At 43.9% G+C, this 16459-nt stretch carries 15 protein-coding genes and 1 pseudogene; 12 read left to right on the forward strand and 4 right to left on the reverse strand.

Annotated elements, in window-relative coordinates; translation table 11 throughout:
* Positions 1-48 precede the first annotated feature (48 nt).
* The 5 genes from zwf to ACF8CV_RS06685 all read left to right on the forward strand — a co-directional run bounded on the left by zwf (position 49) and on the right by ACF8CV_RS06685 (position 5328).
* Complete coding sequence (gene zwf / locus ACF8CV_RS06665) at positions 49-1551, forward strand: glucose-6-phosphate dehydrogenase (protein WP_005500460.1); 1503 nt, start codon at positions 49-51, stop codon at positions 1549-1551.
* On the forward strand, positions 1548-2264 hold the full coding sequence (pgl, locus tag ACF8CV_RS06670; protein WP_047726102.1) for a 6-phosphogluconolactonase: 717 nt from the start codon (positions 1548-1550) through the stop codon (positions 2262-2264). The genes zwf and pgl overlap by 4 nt, the downstream gene beginning before the upstream one ends.
* Positions 2265-2303: 39 nt before the next feature.
* Positions 2304-3752, forward strand: a complete 1449-nt coding sequence (gene gnd / locus ACF8CV_RS06675) for a decarboxylating NADP(+)-dependent phosphogluconate dehydrogenase (protein ID WP_015296824.1) — start codon at positions 2304-2306, stop codon at positions 3750-3752.
* A gap of 197 nt (positions 3753-3949) precedes the next feature.
* Positions 3950-4804, forward strand: a complete 855-nt coding sequence (locus tag ACF8CV_RS06680; protein WP_015296823.1) for a hypothetical protein — start codon at positions 3950-3952, stop codon at positions 4802-4804.
* The gene (locus ACF8CV_RS06685; RefSeq protein ID WP_023623559.1) at positions 4801-5328 is read left to right on the forward strand and encodes a hypothetical protein; all 528 of its coding nucleotides are present in this window, start codon (positions 4801-4803) and stop codon (positions 5326-5328) included. Before ACF8CV_RS06680 ends, ACF8CV_RS06685 begins: the two co-directional genes overlap by 4 nt.
* 10 nt (positions 5329-5338) lie before the next feature.
* Here ACF8CV_RS06685 and ACF8CV_RS06690 read toward each other — a convergent pair whose 3' ends face one another.
* Complete coding sequence (locus ACF8CV_RS06690; protein ID WP_005464314.1) at positions 5339-5542, reverse strand: hypothetical protein; 204 nt, start codon at positions 5540-5542, stop codon at positions 5339-5341.
* Positions 5543-6121: 579 nt separating this feature from the next.
* Here ACF8CV_RS06690 and ACF8CV_RS06695 point away from each other — a divergent pair.
* Complete coding sequence (locus ACF8CV_RS06695) at positions 6122-6259, forward strand: hypothetical protein (protein ID WP_005464410.1); 138 nt, start codon at positions 6122-6124, stop codon at positions 6257-6259.
* Positions 6260-6319: 60 nt separating this feature from the next.
* Here the strand turns inward: ACF8CV_RS06695 and ACF8CV_RS06700 are convergent, their stop codons facing one another.
* Positions 6320-8080, reverse strand: a complete 1761-nt coding sequence (locus tag ACF8CV_RS06700) for a sigma-54-dependent Fis family transcriptional regulator (protein WP_138937514.1) — start codon at positions 8078-8080, stop codon at positions 6320-6322.
* Between the two features lie 235 nt (positions 8081-8315).
* Between ACF8CV_RS06700 and ACF8CV_RS06705 the strand changes: the two genes are divergently transcribed.
* Positions 8316-9836, forward strand: a complete 1521-nt coding sequence (locus ACF8CV_RS06705; protein ID WP_025523922.1) for an aldehyde dehydrogenase family protein — start codon at positions 8316-8318, stop codon at positions 9834-9836.
* A gap of 109 nt (positions 9837-9945) precedes the next feature.
* On the opposite strand, the gene exsE2 is transcribed toward ACF8CV_RS06705, so the two are convergent.
* Together exsE2 and exsC are read right to left on the reverse strand one after the other, a co-directional pair.
* Positions 9946-10257 carry a T3SS regulon translocated regulator ExsE2 gene (gene exsE2, locus ACF8CV_RS06710; RefSeq protein ID WP_025515913.1) on the reverse strand — a complete coding sequence of 104 codons (312 nt, stop codon included), beginning with the start codon at positions 10255-10257 and terminating at the stop codon, positions 9946-9948.
* A 7-nt stretch (positions 10258-10264) separates the two neighbouring features.
* Entirely contained in the window at positions 10265-10711 is a 447-nt protein-coding gene (exsC, locus tag ACF8CV_RS06715; RefSeq protein WP_005464682.1) for a type III secretion system regulatory chaperone ExsC, read from the reverse strand.
* 388 nt (positions 10712-11099) lie between these two features.
* Between exsC and ACF8CV_RS06720 the strand changes: the two genes are divergently transcribed.
* From ACF8CV_RS06720 to vscC, 5 genes and pseudogenes are all read left to right on the forward strand, one after another.
* Entirely contained in the window at positions 11100-11516 is a 417-nt protein-coding gene (locus ACF8CV_RS06720) for a YscW family type III secretion system pilotin (RefSeq protein ID WP_025570191.1), read from the forward strand.
* A 622-nt stretch (positions 11517-12138) separates the two neighbouring features.
* On the forward strand, positions 12139-12999 hold the full coding sequence (gene exsA / locus ACF8CV_RS06725; RefSeq protein WP_005464548.1) for a type III secretion system transcriptional regulator ExsA: 861 nt from the start codon (positions 12139-12141) through the stop codon (positions 12997-12999).
* A gap of 131 nt (positions 13000-13130) precedes the next feature.
* Positions 13131-14129, forward strand: a complete 999-nt coding sequence (gene esxD / locus ACF8CV_RS06730; RefSeq protein WP_074534445.1) for a type III secretion system regulon anti-activator ExsD — start codon at positions 13131-13133, stop codon at positions 14127-14129.
* Positions 14130-14141: 12 nt separating this feature from the next.
* On the forward strand, positions 14142-14570 hold the full coding sequence (vscB, locus tag ACF8CV_RS06735) for a YscB family type III secretion system chaperone VscB (protein WP_025628943.1): 429 nt from the start codon (positions 14142-14144) through the stop codon (positions 14568-14570).
* A 92-nt stretch (positions 14571-14662) separates the two neighbouring features.
* Positions 14663-16456: pseudogene (gene vscC, locus ACF8CV_RS06740) on the forward strand (SctC family type III secretion system outer membrane ring subunit VscC); the annotation flags it as partial.
* Positions 16457-16459 lie beyond the last annotated feature (3 nt).

A 16459-nucleotide genomic window follows, 5' to 3' on the forward strand; every position in this document is an offset into this window, starting at 1 on the left:
AGCCGTATCCGGGCACACAATAAGTACCTCGTTTTTAAGGGAAAGATGATGGTAATACCAGAAAACAGCAGCATCGTTATTTTTGGTGCTTCAGGTGACCTTACATACCGTAAGCTCATTCCTGCTTTATACCACCTTTATGCGAACAAGCAGCTTCCAGAGAGTTTTGCCATTCTTGGCGTAAGTCGTACTGAATACAGTGACGAGTCCTACCGCGAGAAGCTGAAAAAATCGCTTCAAGAAATGGAAAAAACCGAGCCAGAAACGCTTGATGCATTTATCAACCATCTGCATTACCAAGCAATTAACACTTCTGACACGCAAGATTACAGCAAGCTGGCAACACGTTTAGACCAACTTGCCGACGAATATCAATTCGAACAACGTAATACGCTTTTCTACCTAGCTACACCTCCAAGCCTATACAGTGTGATCCCTGCAAGCCTTGCAGCACATGGTTTGAACAATGAGGAAGATGGCTGGAAACGTCTGATCATCGAGAAACCGTTCGGTTACGACCTCGAGTCAGCACGCACGTTGGATAAAGAGATTCACGAGCACTTCCAAGAACATCAAATCTACCGTATCGACCATTATCTAGGTAAAGAGACGGTTCAAAACCTGCTTGTTTTCCGTTTCTCTAACGCGATGTTTGAACCGCTTTGGAATCGTAACTTCATTGATTACGTGGAAATCACAGGCGCTGAATTCCTAGGCGTAGAAGAGCGTGGTGGTTACTACGACAACTCTGGCGCTGTACGCGACATGTTCCAAAACCACTTGCTACAAGTATTGGCAATGGTCGGTATGGAACCACCAGCACAAATCAACGCAGATTCAATGCGTGATGAAGTGGTGAAAGTGCTTCAATGCCTAAAACCACTGGATGAAACAGCACTACGTAACGATCTTGTACTTGGTCAGTACACTGCATCAGACGTGCGCGGCCAACACCTTCCGGGTTACCGTGAAGAAAACGGCGTAGCGGACGATTCTCGTACTGAGACGTACATTGGTCTAAAAGCTTACATCAACAACTGGCGTTGGAATGGTGTACCTTTTTATGTGCGCACTGGCAAGCGTCTTCCGACTCGCGTTACTGAAGTGGTTATTCACTTTAAACAAACACCGCACCCAGTGTTTGGCCAAAATGCGCCGGAAAACAAACTGATCATTCGTATTCAGCCAGACGAAGGCATTCAGATGAGCTTCGGTTTGAAAGAACCAGGTGCAGGCTTTAAAGCGAAGGAAGTGAAAATGAACTTCCACTACGCAGATCTGCAAGAGACTCAAATGCTAACTGCGTACGAGCGTCTTCTACTTGATGCTCTAAATGGCGATGCGACGCTATTTGCACGTAGCGATGCAGTTGAAGCATGTTGGCAGTACGTTCAGCCAATTTTAGACTTCAAACAAGATCCTCAATCACTCTTCGGATACGCATGTGGTACATGGGGTCCTAAAGAGTCTGATGACTTGCTTCAGCGTGACAACCGCGCTTGGCGTTTCCCATGTAAAAACCTAACAGATACGGACTACTGTGAACTATGATCAACCATAAGATCTATCAAACTGCGGAGCAGGTAGTAGAAAGCCTAGCTAACGACATGAAAGCGTTCAGCGAAATGGGCCGACCTGTTCACATCTCTCTTTCTGGCGGCAGCACTCCTAAAATGCTGTTTAAGCTATTGGCTTCTGAGACTTACGCAACTTCGATTCAGTGGCAAAACCTTCACTTCTGGTGGGGTGATGAACGCTGCGTGGCTCCTGATGATGCAGAAAGCAACTACGGTGAAGCAAACACATTGCTGTTTAGCCAAGTAAATATTCCTGCGGAAAACATTCACCGTATCCGCGGCGAAGATGAGCCTAATGCAGAAGCAGAGCGCTTTGCAAAAGAGATGGCAGAGGTGATCCCGACTGAAAACGGTACACCTGTGTTTGACTGGATCTTATTAGGCGTTGGTGCAGATGGTCACACAGCTTCTCTGTTCCCTGGCCAAACGAATTATGATGATGCGAACCTATCTCTTGTAGCTGCGCATCCTGAGTCGGGCCAACTTCGTGTGTCGAAAACCGCACGCGTATTAGAAGCTGCGAAACGCATTAGTTATTTAGTACTTGGCGCGGGTAAAGCGGACATTGTTGAAGAAATCAACAGTTCACCAGCTAACGTACTTCCATATCCGGCGGCGAAGATCCATGCAAAAGCGGGTCTGACGGAATGGTATTTAGATTTGGACGCAGCAGCAAAAATCGCTTAATGCGCTTGCTCGTCAATGAAAGACAATTGGAGAGAAACAATGAAAGGTGATATCGGTGTAATTGGCCTAGCAGTAATGGGTCAAAACCTTATCCTAAACATGAATGACCACGGTTTTAAAGTGGTAGCTCACAACCGTACTGCTGCCAAAGTAGACGAGTTTCTGGAAGGACCAGCGAAAGGCACGAACATCATCGGTGCATACTCTCTAGAAGAACTAGTAGAGAAGCTAGAAACGCCACGTAAAGTGATGCTAATGGTTCGCGCAGGTGACGTTGTCGATAAATTCATCGACGCTCTAGTCCCTCTACTAGACAAAGGCGACATCATCATCGACGGTGGTAACACGAACTACCCAGATACAAACCGTCGCGTTGCAGCACTACGCGAAAAAGGCATCCACTTCATCGGTACCGGCGTATCTGGTGGTGAAGAAGGTGCACGTTTTGGCCCATCTATCATGCCTGGCGGCGCTCCAGAAGCTTGGGAAGCAGTTAAGCCTATCTTCCAAGGTATTTCTGCGAAAACTGACGCTGGCGAGCCTTGTTGTGATTGGGTTGGTAACGATGGTGCAGGTCACTTCGTTAAGATGGTTCACAACGGCATCGAATACGGCGACATGCAGCTGATCACTGAAGCTTACCAGTTCATGAAAGACGGCCTTGGTATGTCTGCAGATGAAATGCAAGCGGTATTCGCTGAGTGGAACAACACTGAGCTAAATAGCTACCTAGTTGAAATCACGGCTGACATCCTTGGCTACAAAGACGAAGATGGTGAACCTCTAGTTGAAAAAATCCTAGACACTGCTGGCCAAAAAGGTACAGGTAAATGGACGGGTATCAACGCACTAGACCTAGGTATTCCACTAACGCTTATCTCTGAGTCAGTATTCTCTCGTTGCCTATCTGCACTAAAAGATCAACGTGTTGAAGCTGAGAAACTGTTCGGTAAGACAATCACGCCAGTAGAAGGTGACAAGCAAGAGTGGGTTGACGCACTACGTCAAGCGCTACTAGCGTCTAAGATCATCTCTTACGCTCAAGGCTTTATGCTAATGCGCGAAGCATCAAACGAGAACGGTTGGGACCTAAACTACGGTAACGTTGCTCTTATGTGGCGTGGTGGTTGTATCATCCGTTCTGCGTTCCTAGGCAACATCCGTGATGCATACGAAGCAAACCCAGAACTAGCATTCCTAGGCTCTGATGATTACTTCAAAGGTATCCTACAAAATAGCCTAGTAGCATGGCGTAAAGTTGCAGCTAAGTCTCTAGAAGCAGGCATCCCAATGCCATGTACGACTTCTGCACTAACGTTCCTAGACGGTTACACAACAGCTCGTCTACCTGCGAACCTACTGCAAGCTCAACGTGACTACTTCGGTGCTCACACTTACGAGCGTATCGACCGTGAGCGTGGTGAATTCTTCCACACTAACTGGACAGGTACAGGCGGTAACACAGCGTCTACAACTTACGACGTATAATCGTTTTAAGTAAACCGACTGAATATAAAAGGATGCCTAAGTGGCATCCTTTTTTGTGTCTGTAAGATATTGAGATATTGGTAGATTTAAAAGTTACATCAAACGTTGATTCGTCACGCACTTCTCAGAAATTGGAAAGCAGCTTTTTTCCTCGAGATTAAAATATTCCAAATTAAAAAATCTAAGGAAGAATGGCCATGACCGCAGATAAATTTCAATGTTTGAGCAAGAGAAATAAAGTTAAAAGGGATAGTTGTTTAAAAAAAGTGGCAGAAAATGAAGTCGATGTATATGTACTAGAGAGTAAAGGTCTAGTTGATCTTTGGGTCTTTGAAAAAAAATTCAAAGGATTAAATGAAGAACAAATTAAAGATCTTGCGATATCAATGAAAGTCGCTGAGTTTGTTAGCTCAAGAGGAAGTCTATTACATGATGTTACTGCATTCTATATACTTGCAGAAGACCTGCATAAGGGAGGGGCAATAATTGGAAAATATGAGATAACTAGGAATGGTTCTAAAAGTTACATCACTTTTAAAGGTAATCATAGACTCAGAAGCATAGTAAAAGGTACACGGTATCTTTTGAACAATGCTAACATCTTGGCGTTAGGAATAGGTCAAGCTGGATTGAAAGCAAGCGCTAAAGGTGGAGTGTTTTTGACGATTATTTATTCAGTTCCCTATCGAACTTTGGAGCTAGCATTTAAAAAAGATTATTTGTTCAGTAATTGGATTGTAAATATTGGTTCAGATGTCTTAAAGGCTTCAATTTCTGCTACTGTTGGCTACTTAGCGGGGGCTTATGTTATTGGTGTAACAGGAGTAGTGTTATTACCTATTGGAGTTGGTATTGTTACCGCTTTAGTCGTAGGAGAGGTGCTAAGTTCTTTGGAAGGAAAGTTAGAATTGAAAGAAAAGGCTATTGCAGCTATAGACGAGTACTTTGAAAAGATGGACAAACAAGCAATTGATGATATCAACGGAGATATCGTTAGGCGTAAATCTATAAGTCAACTCCAGCACCCAACCACCAAGGCTATTTTCTTATGAGAGAACAGAAGCACCCGGTACATTCAGCTTTGGTTTTAATAATTAGTATTCTATTGGGTGCGTACTCAAGTTACCGCTTGTATGAGTATTTCACGCTGGAGTCTCTACAACATCAAATAAGCAACAACTTCCCAGTCATATATTTAACAACATCTCATGTAATTAGTATTAGTGGTTTGATTTTAACACCAGCCTTAACTATTTTTGTTGCTTCTAGTGTTATTTCTAAAGCTTCTAGTATATCGATAAAATGGGTGGGTTATGCGACCGTCGTTGCTTTGCTAGTTGCAATTCCCGGAAGAGTTTGGGAATTTGGACGGCTACAAAATATCGCAGAGATTCACGGTTATTTGGAATGTCCGCCTTTCACGATTGCATCAAGTGGCATGTTTGTAGAGGCTATGGTAAAAGAAGAAAAATACTGCTTAGAACCAGAGATTAACCGTATTGGTATGTATGGCTATTTTCACGAGTTAGAACGGATTGATTACTATATCAAGTCAAAGGACAATAATATTCAATAGAAAAGAGCGCCTAGGCGCTCTTTTCTGTGGTCGTTTTCTTGTTTTGATAGAACCTGTCTTTGAGGTAGAGAATTGCGCTGACCACAAGAGCCACTACAGAAACAGTGAATAGGGCATACATGCTGAGAATCCATGCGAATGTGGCCGTCAAAAACGCAATGAAGGAAAACATTCTGCTGAAAGACATCACATGGCCAAGTTTGTTACTTTTCATAAACGCCTCCCAAAGCGGAGTGGGGATAGACAAGTGTGGTCATATTCCACATTTAGATTGTCTTCCTTTCTTTGCATTTTCACCCAAAAAAGTGGCTAAAGATTTCTCAAAAAAGGTGAAATATTGAACTGGTAGACAAATTTGTGGATGAAGTTGCAGCGATATGAGCTTATTTGATTATCACGTCAAAAGAATTTTACTACACAGGCCAGTGATTGTTTTGCATGAATTTGTAATTTGAAACGTCGCCTGCCTTAATTTTATAAGGTGCATGGGAAGTGCTTCTCATCCTGTTGATTTATAGAATCGAAAATCACTTTTCTTTGTTTAACAATACTTTATTGAATATGTGTGATTGCATCAGTTTTGAGAATGAAACTAAGGTTGCAAGAAAGGCGAAAAAGAGTGCTAGGTAAGCCTTTGAACTACGCCTATAATTAGCACCCACATGGAGGATGTTTAATAAATGAACATCCTTTATTTTTTGAAACCAGCAACAAGGATCCAGTAAAACGTGTTTTTCTGGTGTTGTTTATGTTGACCAAGAAGGTGATTAACACAACAAATTGAGGTTCTAAGATGACTCTTAACAAGTACTTTGTTTTCATTCCGGCAGAATTGGATCAGGAAATACACAAGGACAACCAAGTGATCTCTGAGAAGGAAACTCAACGTCAGGCATTAGTAAAACAGGCGCAACAACAAGGCGGCCTGTAAGCTAGGTTTCAAATAGAAAGAGCACCGCAAAGGTGCTCTTTTTGTATCTGAGGTTATGGATTAACCCAATATGCCGAGGCTTTTCAGCTTTCTATAAATCGTATTTCGACTCACGCCAAGCATACGAGAGGTTTTACTGATGTTGCCCTGATTTGCTTGATATGTTTTAAGCAGTTTGTCTTCGACGGTTGCACGCAGTTTTAATGTTGGCTCTGCAGCGGTTGTTACGTCTTGAGCTTGGCTGAGCTTCTTACTCAGGTGAGTCGGTACGTGAGCGAGCTCCAACGTTTCTTCACCTTGCGCCATTAACGCGGATACTTTGATTAAACTATCGAGTTCTCGCAGGTTTCCTGGCCAAGAGTAAGAAAGCAGCAGAGAAAGTAGGTGAGGACAGAGTTGTTGTTCAGATTTAGCATGACGCCGATGGATATTCTCGATCAGTTGTTGCTTATCATCTCGTTCTTCAAAGCGAGGCAATTCGATGATCAAACCATTGAGACGATAGTATAAATCTTGACGGAACAATCCTTCGCTAACCAAGCTATCGAGATCCTTATGCGTGGCCGCGATGATTTGCGTATCGACTTGAACACTTTGGTTTGAACCAACGGGAAGTACAGTCTTATCTTGAAGCACATGAAGCAAGCGGCTTTGAGCTTCTAACGGTAAGTCGGCGATTTCATCCAGAAATAAAATCCCTTTATGAGCCTGACGAATTTTACCCTGATAGCCTTTGCTGTTTGCGCCAGTAAATGCACCAGCGACGTAGCCAAACAATTCGGACTCAACCAAATCTTTCGGTAGTGCGCCACAGTTGACGGAAACCAAAGGGCCCGTTTTTCTCTGGCTGTTTTTATGTAGCGCTTTTACAAACTCATTTTTACCGACCCCAGTTTCTCCGAGAATCAGTAAACTGATGTCTTTATCGATAACGCGATTGGCTTGTTGCCAGCAATGCTCGACAGTGGAATCACCATAATGCAGATCATTGGAAGCGGTAACGGAACGAGACTTCACTTTTTTGTCGGTCAGCGGCTTTGTTTTGAACACGAAAGGATGGTCGGCACTCTGGATAGAAAGAATGTGTTCGAGCGATTGCCCGATGACGTTTTGTTGCGAGAGGAGCTGAGAAGCAACTTGGTTGTGCGCAAGAATCTGTCCATCTTCATTGGCGATGATAATCCCTTGCCACCCACTGTTCAGTAAGCCTTTCTCACACGCCAAATCCACACGAATATGCCCTTGTGGAATCAAGTTAAGCAATTGATTTTCAACCTGCTGCACCATGTTTTGTACCAGCACCTGCGTTGAGAAGTCATGTTTCTTTTGCTCGCTGGTGATATCTAATACGCCAATCAAATGACCAAGATGATCGAAAATAGGATTGGCCGAGCAGCTAATAAAACGATGGTGTTGGATAAAGTGTTGATCGCCGATGACAGAGACCGGTTTTGCTTCAATTATCGCAGTCCCAATCGCGTTGGTGCCTTTGACCTTTTCTTGCCAACACGCCCCCGAACTCAGCGCTATTTCGGTCAACTTTTCGCGGAACTTAGGTTGCCCCCAACTGCCGATGATAACGCCGTCGGCATCCGTCAGAATTAAGCGGCTGTCACTGTGAGCAAAAAGCTGATTAAACAGCGGGAGAGCAAACTGGGTGACGGTTTCCAATAAGAAGTTGAGTTGGTGACGCCTATCTTGAAGTGTCGCTGGTGTCACTCGAATATCTTCAGGGCGTCGACGCTGTTTTAAACCCGCCTGTTCACTTCGGATCCATGACGTAGAAAGCCAGTTGTTATCGCTAATGTGTTGAAGTTCCATGACTGTACCATTTTGTCACAGTGAGGGTGTGCCATTTTGGAACACTTGAACATTGGTGTTCACACCATACATCCGCTCAAACATCGCTCACTTGGTTTGTTATCGCTTGGTAATCATAGTTTTACATTTAATTAACAACAAGTGTGGCGTAGTTGGCGTGTGACTTGCGTAATGCTCTTTGTGAACAGTGCGATACGACACTGTCGTTAATGAACGAGAAACAAAAGGAAGAGTTATGATCTATGCACAGCCAGGTAGTGAAAATGCCATCGTTAATTTCAAATCGCATTACGATAATTTTATCGGTGGGGAATGGGTAAAACCAACGGGTGGTGAGTACTTTGACAATATCTCACCAATCAACGGGCAAGCGTATTGTAAAGTTGCCCGTTCTGGCGAGGCAGATATCAACTTAGCATTGGATGCAGCACACAACATCAAAGCAAAGTGGGCGAAAACCAGTGTGACCGAACGTTCGAACATCTTGCTGAAAATCGCAGACCGTATTGAACAGCATTTAGAAGAACTTGCGGTTGCAGAAACATGGGAAAACGGCAAACCAGTTCGTGAAACCTTGGCGGCGGACTTGCCTTTAGTGGTGGATCATTTCCGTTACTTTGCGGGTTGTATTCGCGCACAAGAAGGCAGTGCGGCGGAGTTGGATGAGCACACGGCAAGCTATCACTTCCCAGAGCCGATTGGCGTAGTTGGTCAAATCATCCCTTGGAACTTCCCAATGCTCATGGCGGCTTGGAAACTGGCACCGGCACTTGCGGCGGGTTGTTGTGTGGTATTGAAGCCAGCAGAGCAAACGCCAACGTCGATTTTGGTTTTGATGGAAAAAATCGGTGATCTACTTCCTCCGGGCGTCATCAACGTTGTAAACGGCTTTGGTTCAGAAGCAGGCCAAGCGTTAGCAACCAGCAACCGCATTGCAAAACTCGCGTTTACGGGCTCAACACAAGTTGGCAATCACATTCTAAAATGTGCGGCAGACAACTTGATCCCATCGACAGTTGAGTTGGGTGGTAAATCTCCAAACATCTACTTCTCAGATATTTTCGACTACGAAGATGAGTATCTCGATAAGTGTATTGAAGGTACGTTACTTGGTTTCTTCAACCAAGGCGAAGTTTGTACCTGTCCATCTCGCGTGCTGGTTCATGAAGCGATTTACGATAAGTTCGTAGAGAAATTGACGGAACGTGCGCAGTTAATCAAGCAAGGTAACCCGCTAGATACCGATACTCAAGTTGGTGCTCAGGCTTCTCAAGAACAGTTTGATAAGATTTTAAGTTACCTAGAAATCGGCCGTGAAGAAGGCGCAAAAGTGGTCTTTGGTGGTGGCGTGTCTGAACAGCCAGAGTCAATCAGTGAAGGGTACTACATTCAGCCAACAATGCTGGAAGGCCACAACAAGATGCGAATCTTCCAAGAAGAAATCTTTGGCCCAGTGATTGCTATCACTAAGTTCAAAGATGAAGCGGAAGCACTGGAAATTGCGAACGACACGGAATATGGCTTAGGTGCAGGTGTTTGGACGCGTGATGCAAACGTGGCATATCGCATGGGCCGTAATATCGAAGCTGGTCGAATTTGGATCAACTGTTACCACGCTTACCCTGCACACGCAGCGTTTGGTGGCTACAAGAAATCGGGGATCGGGCGTGAAACGCACAAGATGATGCTGGATCACTACCAGAATACTAAGAACTTACTGATTAGCTACAGCATTGACCCCTTAGGCTTTTTCTAAGCTTGACATCTTAAGCTAAATACGAACTCAAAACCCCGGTTATTCGGGGTTTTTTTATTGGCATTCATTAAACCACAGAAGGGAGCTGTGCGTGCGTGATAACTTGTGTTTACTTTTCGCTTCGAGCAATCACATCTATCTTTCGCTCAAAAAGCTTTTCGATAGCAGCGCTTTGCTTCTCAAATCCAGTTGGCTTTTCAAAATCCAAGACTTGATTGCAAGATTCAAGACTCGCGAACTGGTTTAAAAATTCACTCAGTTCTCGCTTTGAGCTCATGCGTGCCTGTTTGTTTTCTGATGAAGAGAGAAGGGTCACTTTGCGACCTTGAAACGTTCCTTGTGGCACAAGTTCACGTCGCTCTACTTGCTCCAATCCGTGAATGGGTTGGCTGTTGCGTGCAGATTGGATGTCATTAGACATAAGACACCTAAACTCTCAGATCTAAACTTTGAGGCATAGCAGGCGTCTCTTCGGCCACTACGTGAGCAGATAGCAACGATTCCCATGACTCGCTTTGCGTCAACAATTCCGCCAACGCATTTTCAAAATATTCATAATCCAATTGCTCGATGCCAATCAGTTTATTCAAACACAGTACGTGCCTATGATTATCTAAACTGAAAAATAATTGGTGTTCTGGCCAATGGTAATTGAACGCCAAAAAAGAACGATAAAGATCAGAATTGACAATTTGTAATCCAACAATTTCCGCTTCCAGTTGCAGCGTATTCGTTTCTGGATGAAAGATGAAATGAACCTTCAAGTGATCATCAAAAGCTAAGCTTAGTTCATTGTCCGTCAAATGCAGTTCAGGCAAGCCTATTTGATGAGCAAACTTCTGTAAAACCTCATCGATAGTTTGGCGTGCTGACATAGAAACAGTCCTTTTGAGAATTTTATCGGGAAACATATTCGATATCGTGGGACGTGTTTATCAATTTTGGTTGTTAGTTATTATATTTTGGCCGGAAACCCAGAATTGACACCTTGCTTCTAATCTTACAAGTGAGTGCTGGTGCATATAAAGATTAACGGTTATTAAATTCTATTATGGTGAAATTTTGGTTTATATCGACAAGCGATGAAGAATTAGAATTGTGTTATCTTAAAAATTAAATACTATGTTAATTACGTGTTGTACGTGGAGCGTTATTGCTGTCCATCTGTAGAATAAATATAAGCCGAAAATTTAAACGTACACATAAGAAGTTGTGTAAAAATAAATCATAATAAGACGATAAAAATAATTTATGGGAGCCTAAATGAAAAGCAGTAAGTGGGCCGGTCTTATCGGTTTAATGTTATTGACTGGATGCGCTCAATCCGTGGGGACTGCACAGCCATTTTCCGTTCAGAGCCAAGCGAATGTTTATGGGTGGATTTCTGTCGAAGGATACCATCCTCCAGTTTCGACCTATATAGAGGTGGAGATGTGTCAGGCTTTTGAAAATCAATGCTTTACTGTTGCTTCTCAGCAATATCAAGGTGTTCAGTTACCAGTTCAATATTCTTTTCTTATTGCGCCAATTCAAGCTGGGAAAGGAGAAATGAAAGTGATAGGGAAACTCTATTCTCAAGGTCAAATTATCGCCCAAAATGAGCAGAAATATATATTCAGAGAGGGAAGTCAGAAAGTGGATTTAAGACTTTTTCCTATAGAAATAGAAACAAAAAAGTAATCGGTTACATTTTATTAGCGCTATCTAATTTATTAAATGTGAATAGAAATAGCCAATTCAATGTGAAAGAATTGTTGAGCGTTTTTATAAATAAAATTGCGAAAAATGAGTCATCGGGACAGTTGGAAATTATATTAATAACTATTGCCACAAGCGTGTGATTTATGATTATATCCTACGCCTTGAACACGTTGGCTTGGCGTTTTGGATTAAAAAACAAACAATTTGAAGGTTTTGGAAATGTGGTTTTCCTAATTTTCATTATCATATTAGTAATTTAATTTATTCTAATATAAAAACAAAGTCAGAGTTTAAATAGCATAACGTTATTTAATAAAAAATAGACTTATAAGAAAGTAAAAGCGCTATCTGAAAATAAAAAAACTACTCATTCAGAAGCCTCTATTTGAGCTTAGGCCGCTTAATTCCTCGAAGGAATGGCGGTTTCTAAGCTATTCGCTATTTATTTCGGGGGGTATGGTAAGTGATATGAACTTCTATGCTCTTTTCTTTGCTTCTTTAATTGAAATTGTACTGCTTAGGAAATAACAACAAACAAAGTAGTGCTTTGACAGTTTCTCTTTTACACACGAGAGAAATTAAAAATTATGAAGGGTAGAAAATGGATGTGTCAGGCCAACTAAACACAGAAACGGTCGGCTCTAGCTTGCGAAAAATTCGCAGTTTTTCTCACTACGAAAAACATGACGAAGTATTTCACTCAGACCAATCTCATATTGTTGTCGTTCACAATGGTCAATTACGAGTTCAAACTGGCGATTGCACCATAGATGTCGTTGCCGGGAGTGGGGTATTTCTCTCTCAAGGTGACTACTTGTTAGAGTACTCACCGCAGGGTGGGAATTATCACTCATCAATCATTGAATTCGACAATGAGCTAGTAAGCCAATTACTGCAAAAACACAGCGATCTTCTCATGACGTTGCCAAAAGTGGACAAACTCAACTCGGGTTTGTTTTCTTTTGGTTTGAACATTCTCATTGAGCAAGTGCTTTCCGGCATGAAAACGCTGGAGGAGCAGTCGTACCCAGACGCCATCATGCGTTTGAAGTACGAAGAAATGCTGATTCTATTGCTGCACAGTCAAGGGGGTGAAGTCCTCTATGCTTTGCTATCGCAGCAAACTAACCGAACCTCAGACCGCTTACGCCGCTTTATGGAGCAGCACTATTTGAAAGAGTGGAAATTGACGGATTATGCTCAAGAATTTGGTGCCAGTCTCACAACCTTTAAAGAGCTTTTTAATGAGCACTATGGCATCTCTCCAAGAGCTTGGATCAGTGAGCGTCGCTTATTGCACGCACACAAGCTTTTGCTGACGAGCAAAATGAGCATTGTCGACGTGGCAATGGAAGCGGGATTTTCCAGCCAATCTTACTTTACTCAAAGTTATCGACGTCGCTTTGGCACTACGCCAAGTAAGGTCCGTTCCGGTGATGAGCAAGTCGCCATCGCTAATTGAAATGACTTATGACTAAAATTTTCTGACTAATTTTGAAAGTCACCGACGGACATAAAATTCTATTATGTTCAGCGTAAGAACGAATAATTCAAATTTATTACATCCCTTTCATTCTGGAGTGTTCGAAAGGGATGCGGAGAAGAACACAAATGAAAAAGCAGCATTGGCGACGCCGTTCGCTTTTTCCTGACAGCATTGTGACGCAAAGGAAAGTCACTGTTTTGCAAAGAGGAGCACGATACGAGAGTGCGTCTCAGCCATCACAGGATCTCAATGTTGTCCACGTGAATCACCGACAGCTGTTGAGTGAAGGTGTGCTGAATGACGACCAGTTATCGTTGTTGCAACGCTTGTTGGACAGAAGTGTGGTGGACAGTTTGTGCGCCAGCCAATTGGTGAAAACGTATTTGAGATTGGGCACATCGATTGACCGTTTTGCCATGCGTCTGTTTTTAGAAATTGGCGCTCAGTTAAGTGACAGTCAACGAGTGGCGACCTTTGAGCAGAGGCTCGAATACATAAACTCTCGATTGGGCTTTCGCTTTAACTTGGCCACGCCAAAAACGCTGATCCTTTGTTGTTACTTGGCGTTGACCGAATGGATTCATCGACAAACCGACCAAAGTGCGTTGCACGCCTCGGTCAAAGTGGAGCAACTGATGAATCAGCTGGATATTCAAAAAGAGTACTGGTCGAAGTTATCGGGTGAAGACACCAGCGCGATTTTTGTTGAACAACAACTTGCGTTGATTGAGAGCCAGCAAACGCAGTTAAAAGCGCAGCTAAATACACTGAACGAGCAGCAGTCACAAGTAATTGAATCTCATAAAGCGTTGGTCGATAAGTGGCAACCGTCGTTAAGCAACTTGAAAGAACTGGCGGACTACACTTCAACGACGGATATGTTCATCTCTGATTGGAAAACGTGGTGCTCTGAGGCTCGTTTACAAGCACCGGATCTCAATGAAGTCTGGGATGCATGTGACGTGGTTTATAACGACCTCAATGCCGTTGCTAAAGTGTGGCAATGGTTTAAAGACATGCAGATCGTTGGCGATGTTGATCACTACTATTTTGATATTCAAAGTGGCCAATGCGGTCAGGCTTGTAACCATCTCAGCCAGATTTAAATAGGGCAGTATATGTTAGATAAAATGATGAAATCTCTAGCGGAAACGCTAGGGATAGGGCCTTTTATTGCCGGAGAAAATGGCGCTTACACCATCGAAGTAGACCAGTTAACACTGACAATCAAACAGCACTCATCATGGATCTTATGGGAAACTGCCTTACCACTTCGATTCAATGAACATCTCAATTACCAACAAGAACAAGCATTAAAACGTTGTATGCAGCTATCACTAAAAACGCTTCGAGATACGCCAAGCGTACTCACCACAAACGCTGATCAACAATTGATTTTGCAAGGCAAAGCGATGATAGAAAACACTTCAAATGAGCAGTTTGCAGAACTTCTTGCGCAACATGCCAACGGGTGTGAACGCTACATGGAATTGCTTGAACACGAGCGTGTTAATCACACCATCAGTCATCATGTGTGGTTACCGTAATGCGAACTCTCATGCCAAAAATAGGGCGCATTGCCGCCAAAATGACATTGTGCGCGCTGTGTGTCGTTCCGATGTTTTCTGTACAAGCGACAGAGCTCAATTGGCCAGAACAACCGTTTCGTTACTATGCCGATAATGATTCGTTGAAAGATCTGCTTAACAACTTTGGTGCCAACTACCGAGTATCGGTGTCGGTGAGCGACAAAGTGAATGACCGAGTGAGTGGTCGATTCACGCCAGAAGATCCAGCGGAGTTTCTCGACTACCTAGCGCAAGTTTATAACTTGATGTGGTACTTCGATGGCGCAGTTCTGCACGTTTACAAAGCGACAGAAACGCGCTCCCGGTTGCTGCAATTGGAACTGCTTACCGCACGCGAGCTTCGCAGTACCTTGATTTCTACCGGTGTTTGGGATGCTCGTTATGGTTGGCGCGCTGCCGAAAATAAAGGGCTGGTCTATCTAGCTGGGCCGCCACGTTACGTTGAGTTGGTGGTGCAAACCGCAGAAGCGTTAGAGAGCCGATTGCTGCAAAAGTCCAACTCGACGGATGAGCTATTTGTGGAACTCATTCCGCTTAAATATGCCTCAGCAACGGACAGAAGTATCTCGTATCGCGACCAAAGCATTACCGTTCCGGGGATTGCTTCGGTATTGAGCCGTGTGGTTGGCGGTGTTCAAACTCAAATTACGGATTCTGCGTCTGTACAAACATCGTCTGTAAATGGATTACCCGCAGAAGCAGCGAAACCTCGCGGCAAAACTGCGTCTGTGCACGGCGGTGCAACCGTAGAAGCGGAGCCGGGGCTGAATGCGATCATCGTTCGCGATACCCAAGCAAGACTGCCGTTATATCGCAAGCTGGTCGCTCAACTCGATCAGCCACAATCTCGTATCGAGGTTGCGTTATCTATTGTGGACATCAGCGCAAACGATTTACGTCAGCTCGGTGTGGATTGGCGCGCGGGTGTATCGGTTGGAAACAACCGCATTGTCGACATCAAAACAACCGGCGACGTTGATAACGGTGATGTCACATTGGGCAGTGGTCAGAGTTTCAAGTCCTTGTTGGATTCGACCAACTTGAACTACTTGTTGGCACAAATTCGTTTATTGGAATCGAAAGGCAGTGCTCAAGTCGTTTCCAGACCAACGCTGCTCACGCAAGAAAACGTCGAAGCGGTGCTAAACAACAGCAGCACGTTTTACGTCAAATTGGTTGGCAAAGAGACGGCGGCTTTGGAAGAAGTGACGTATGGCACCTTGTTGCGCATTGTGCCTCGTATCGTCGGCGACAGATTCGCGACGCGACCAGAGATCAACTTGAGCCTTCATTTAGAAGATGGCGCAAAGATCCCAGATGGTGGTGTGGATGATCTCCCATCGGTACGTAAAACCGAAATCAGTACGTTAGCGACGGTAAAACAAGGGCAAAGCTTACTCATTGGTGGCGTATACCGAGACGAAGTTAGCCATCAGCTACGTAAAGTCCCGCTGTTGGGCGACATTCCGTACCTAGGTGCTTTGTTCCGCAGTAATACCAACACAACGCGCCGCACAGTTCGCATGTTCATTATCGAGCCGAGAATCGTGGTTGATGGCATTGGCGACAGCGTGTTGATAGGTAACGAGCATGATTTGCGCCCGAGTATTGGCCAGCTCAACAACATTTCGAACAACAGCGCAGAATTTAAATCGGTTGTTGAAGTATTCAGCTGTACGTCAAAAACGCAGGCAGAACGTTACCAACAAGACTTACTGTCACAGCAAAAGTCCTCGCTGCTAACTCAATGTCAATTGCCGTCAGGGCAAGTAGGCTGGCGAGTCAAAGTGGCGGAATGTAACCTTTCACAGGCCGAATGTGTTCGCCCTTCAGAGGAGCCATAACCG

The organism is Vibrio sp. zbq_1 (genome assembly GCF_043102935.1).
Lineage (GTDB): Bacteria > Pseudomonadota > Gammaproteobacteria > Enterobacterales > Vibrionaceae > Vibrio > Vibrio parahaemolyticus.